The organism is Streptomyces sp. NPDC002537, assembly GCF_053594975.1.
In genome coordinates, this window is the sequence record NZ_JBSFWT010000170.1 from 1 (window position 1) to 5,055 (window position 5,055).

At 72.8% G+C, this 5,055-nt stretch carries 2 protein-coding genes; both read right to left on the reverse strand.

What is annotated here, in order from left to right:
- On the reverse strand, window positions 1-1,790 hold a 1,790-nt coding region (locus ACWD4A_RS35035; RefSeq protein WP_451200483.1), incomplete at its 3' end, for a type I polyketide synthase.
- 67 nt (window positions 1,791-1,857) lie between these two features.
- Window positions 1,858-5,055, reverse strand: a 3,198-nt coding sequence (locus ACWD4A_RS35040) for an SDR family NAD(P)-dependent oxidoreductase (protein WP_451200484.1), incomplete at its 5' end; no start/stop codon positions are given.

The window sequence follows — 5,055 nt, forward strand, 5'->3', positions numbered from 1 at the left end:
GCCAACCGACCCGCGAACACCGGCGACGACTCCAACAACCCCGCCGCCATACCCACCCACTGCGACCCCTGACCCGGAAACACGAAGGCCACCTGGCCCCGCTCCCCCGCCGTTCCGGTGACGACTACGGGGGTGGGCAGGCCGTCGGACAGGGCCGTCAGCCCGGCGAGCGCTTCCTCGGTGTTCGGTGCCAGGACGACGCCGCGGTGTTCCAGTGCCGATCGTGTGGTGGCCAAGGAGTAGCCGGTGTCCAGCAGTTCGCGTTCGCCGGGGAACGCGGCCAGTCGTACGGCCTGGGCCCGCAGCGCGGCGTCCGAACGGCCGGACAGCACCCATGGCACCACGCCCGCCACGAGTCCGGAGGCAGTCGCGGGGTCGGGCACCGGTTCGGGCTCCGGCGCCTGCTCGATGATCACGTGGGCGTTGGTGCCGCTGATGCCGAAGGCGGAGACCGCCGCGCGGCGTGGGCGGCCGTCCGGCGTCGTCCACTCCACCGGCTCGGTGAGCAGCTCGACCGTGCCGGACGACCAGTCGACGTGCGGAGTGGGGGCGTCCACGTGCAGGGTCTTCGGCAGCACTCCCTCGCGGATCGCCTGCACCATCTTGATGACGCCCGCGACGCCCGCGGCGGGGCCCGAGTGCCCGAAGTTGGACTTGATCGAGCCGAGGCGCAGGGGCCGGTCCGCGGTGTGCGCCTTGCCGTACGTCGCGAGCAGTGCCTGTGCCTCGATCGGGTCGCCCAGTGTGGTGCCCGTGCCGTGCGCCTCGACGGCGTCGACCTCGTCGGCGGTCAGCCGGGCGTCGGCGAGTGCCGCTTCGATGACGCGTTCCTGGGCGAGGTTGTTGGGGGCGGACAGGCCGTTGCTGGTGCCGTCCTGGTTGAGTGCGGAGCCGCGGATGACGGCGAGGACGGGGTGGCCGTTGCGGCGCGCGTCCGACAGCCGCTCGACCAGCAGGACCCCTGCGCCCTCCGCCCAGTTGGTGCCGTCGGCGCCCGCGGCGAACGCCTTGATGCGCCCGTCGGGGGCGAGTCCGCGCTGGCGGCTGAACTCCACGAAGGCGTCGGGGACCGGCATGACCGTCACGCCGCCCGCGAGGGCCATGGTGCTCTCGCCGGTGCGCAGCGACTGCACGGCGAGGTGGAGGGCGACCAGCGAGGACGAGCAGGCGGTCTCGACGCTGAGGGCGGGGCCGTGGAGTCCGAGGGTGTAGGCGACGCGGCCGGAGGCGACGCTGGCCATGGTGCCGGTGATGACGTAGCCCTCGACGGATTCGGGGGTCCGTCGCAGCCGTCCCACGTAGTCCGTGGTGACGATGCCGGTGAACACGCCGACCCGTTTGCCGCTCATGGCGCGGGGGTCGAGTCCGGCGCGCTCGAATGCCTCCCAGGACGTCTCCAGGAGCAGGCGTTGCTGCGGGTCCATGCCGAGCGCTTCGCGGGGGGTGATGCCGAAGAAGGCGGGGTCGAAGTCACCGGCGCCGTGCAGGAATCCGCCGTTGCGCACATAGCTGGTGCCGCGGGTGTCCGGGTCCGGGTCGTACAGCCCGTCGAGGTCCCAACCGCGGTCGGTGGGGAAGGGGCCGATGGCGTCGCGTCCGGAGGCGACGAGCTCCCAGAGATCCTCGGGCGACTCGACGTGGCCGGGGTAGCGGCAGGCCATGCCGACGATCGCGACGGGCTCGTGGCCGACCGCCTCCGCGTCGCGCAGCTGCCTGCGGGTGCGGCTCAGGTCGGCCGTGACCCGCTTGAGGTAGTCGCGGAGCTTCTGTTCGTTGTCGACGTTGGCCATGTCCCCTGTGCTCCTTGGTGAAGGGCTCCTCGTCGGGAGTCCGTGGAAGTCGCCGTGCCCGTCCGGTTCAGGAGGTCCCGAGTTCCTTGTCGATCAGCGCGAACATCTCGTCGTCGGACGCCGAGTCGAGAACGTCCTGCGCGATGGCGTCCTCCGGGCCGCCCGGGTCGCCGTGCCACTTCCACAGCAGGGCCTCCAGACGCTTGGTGATCTTGTCGCGTGTCGTGTCGTCGGATTCCCCGGACAGCCGCGCGAGGCTCGATTCGAGCTGTTCGAGTTCTTCGAGGACGCCGGGTTGCCCGTCGGCGGCGGCGGGCCGGAGTTCGTCCAGCAGGAAGCGCACGAGGGCGGTCGGGGTCGGGTAGGTGAAGACGAGCGTGGCGGGCAGGTGCAGTCCGGTGGCCGCTTGGAGGCGGTTGCGCAGCTCGACGGCGGTGAGCGAGTCGAAGCCGAGGTCCTTGAACGCCCGGTCGGCGGCGACGTCGTCCGCGGTGGCGTGCCGCAGGACGGCGGCCACCTCGGTGCGCAGGAGATCGAGCAGGACGCGCTCCTGCTCGGGGCGGCGGAGTCCGGCGAGCCGCCGGACCGACTCCGTCCGCGCCGCCGGTCCGGTCGCGGCGGCAGCGCGCCGCGCGGGGGTGCGGACGAGGCCGCGCAGTGCAGCGGGGACGGCGGGCGCGGTGCTCAGCGTCGGCAGGTCGAGCCGTACGGGGAGGGCCAGGGCCGCGTCACCACTACGGGCCGCATCAAAGAGGGCGAGCCCCTCGTCGGTGGTGAAGGGCAGGACTCCCGTGCCCCGGGTGTCGGTGCCCGTCGCGGCTTCCCACGGTCCCCAGGCGAGGGAGACGGCGGGGAGCCCGTGCGCGCGGCGGTGCTGGGCGAGGGCGTCGAGGAAGGCGTTGGCCGCGCCGAAGGCGCCCTGCCCCGGGTTGCCCAGGGTGCCCGCGGCCGAGGAGAGGAGGACGAAGTCCGCCAGGTCGTGGCCACGGGTGAGCTCGTGCAGATGGGCTGCGGCATCGGCCTTGGGCCGCAGGACGCCGTCGAGCCGTTCGGGCGTCAGCGCGCCGATCAGTCCGTCGTCGGGGGCGCCCGCCGCGTGGACGACGGCGGTGAGCGGGTGTGCGGCGGGGATGCCCGCGAGGAGGGCGGCGAGCGCGTCCTGGTCGGCCGCGTCGCAGGCCACGGTCTCCACCGAGGCCCCGGCGGCGGCGAGTTCGGCCGCGAGTCCGGCGGCGCCGGGGGCTTCCGGTCCCCGGCGGCTCGCGAGCACCAGGTGCCGGGCGCCGCGCTCGGCCACGAGGTGCCGGGCGATGAGGGAACCGAGGGTGCCGGTGCCGCCGGTGATCAGCACGGTGCCGTCGGGGTCGAGCGGTGCGGGGGCCTCGGGGGTGGGGGGCGTACGGGTCAGGCGGGGTACGAGGATCTCGCCGTCGCGCACGGCGATCTGTGGTTCGTCCGTGGCGAAGGCCGTGGCGACGGCCGCCGCCAGGGCGTTCCTCGACGTCTCCGCGTCGTCGACGTCCACCAGGAGGAACTGGCCGGGACGTTCGGCCTGGGCGGCCCGTACCAGCCCCTGGACGGGGGCGTGGGTCAGGTCGATGACATCCTCGCCGGGCCGCGCGGCGACGGCGTTGCGCGTCACGACGACGATCCGGGGGGCGCCTTCGGTCGGCCATTCCTGGAGCAGTCGGAGTGTTTTCGCGGTCGCTTCGCGGATCCGGCCCGGCAGAGCGGGGGTGTCGGATGCGTCGGATGCTTCGGATGCTTCGGGTGCTTCGGGTGCCGAGGCGTACGAGACGACGGCCGTGCTGTCGGCCTGCGGTGTGTCGAGGGGAGTGAGGACGGCGGCGAGCTTCAGGTCGTCGGTGGCCGGGACGGTCCAGGGGCCGGACGCGACAGGGGGCTGAGCCGGCCGGACGGGGAGCCACTCCAGGTGGAAGAGCGCGTCGCGTGTCACATCGCCCGCGGCACGCAGGTGTTCGGGCCGGAGCGGTCGGGGCCGCAGGGACCCGACGGTCGCCACCGGGGAACCCGTAGGGTCCGTGAGGGTCACGGACACCGCGTCCTTGCCGCCCACCGGGCGGATGCGGACCCGGAGCGCGGTGGCGCCCACGGCGTGCAGGGCCGCTCCGCTCCAGTCGCCCGGCAGAAACGGCTCTCCGTCCTGCGCGGCGTCGGGCCGTTCCAGCAGGGCGAGTTGGAGGGAAGCGTCCAGGAGTGCGGGGTGCAGGCCGTAGCGGGCGGCGTCGGGGATTTCCTCTTCCGGCAGTTCCACCTCGGCGTACACCTCCTCGCCCGCTCGCCACGCGGCGCGGAGTCCTCGGAAGGCCGGCCCGTACCCGTGACCGGCAGCGGCGGCCCGGTCGTAGAAGGCGTCGACATCGACGGGCCGGGCGCCGGGCGGCGGCCACGCGGCGGCCAGGGGCTCGCCGTGGGTGATGTCGGCAGGGGTGATGTCGGCGAGGGCGAGTGTGCCGGTGGCGTGGTGGGTCCACGGGGTGTCCGGCCGGGAGTCCGCCACTCGCGCATACAGCCGCAGTTCACGACGCCCTGCTTCGTCGGGCGTTCCGACGGCCAGCTGGATCTGTACGGCGTCGTGCTCGGGCAGGACGAGGGGCGAGGTCTGCGTCAGGTTCTCGACATGGCCGCAGTTCGCTTCGTGGGCGGCGGTGAAGGCGAGTTCGAGCAGGGCGGAGGGTGCGAGGACGGTCGTACCGAGGGCGGTGCGGTCGGCGAGCCAGGGGTGGGTCCGGAGCGAGATCCGGCCGGTGAACAACAGTTGACCGTCCCCGGCCAGTTGGACGGCGGCGCCGAGCAGCGGGTGACCGACGGCGGCGAGACCGAGGCCGGCCGGGTCGTTCACGGAGGCGGTGGGTATGTCGAGCCAGTAGCGCTGCCGTTGGAAGGCATAAGTGGGGAGGTCGACGCGCTGGGCGCCCGTACCGGCGAACACGGCATGCCAGTCGACGGACAGACCACGGACATAGCCCTCGGCGAGGGAGGTCAGGAAACGCTCGGGACCGCCCTCGTCCCGACGCAGAGTGCCCAACGCGACAGCGTCCTTACCGGAATCCTCGAAAGTCTCCTGCAAACCCACAGTCAGAACAGGATGCGCACTGGACTCGATGAAGTAACCGAAACCATCGGCCAGAAGCACACGCACCGTCTCATCGAAACGGACCGTCTGCCGGAGATTGGTCACCCAGTACTCGGCATCCAACTCCTTGGTATCGATCAGACCGCCAGTGACGGTCGAGTAGAAGGG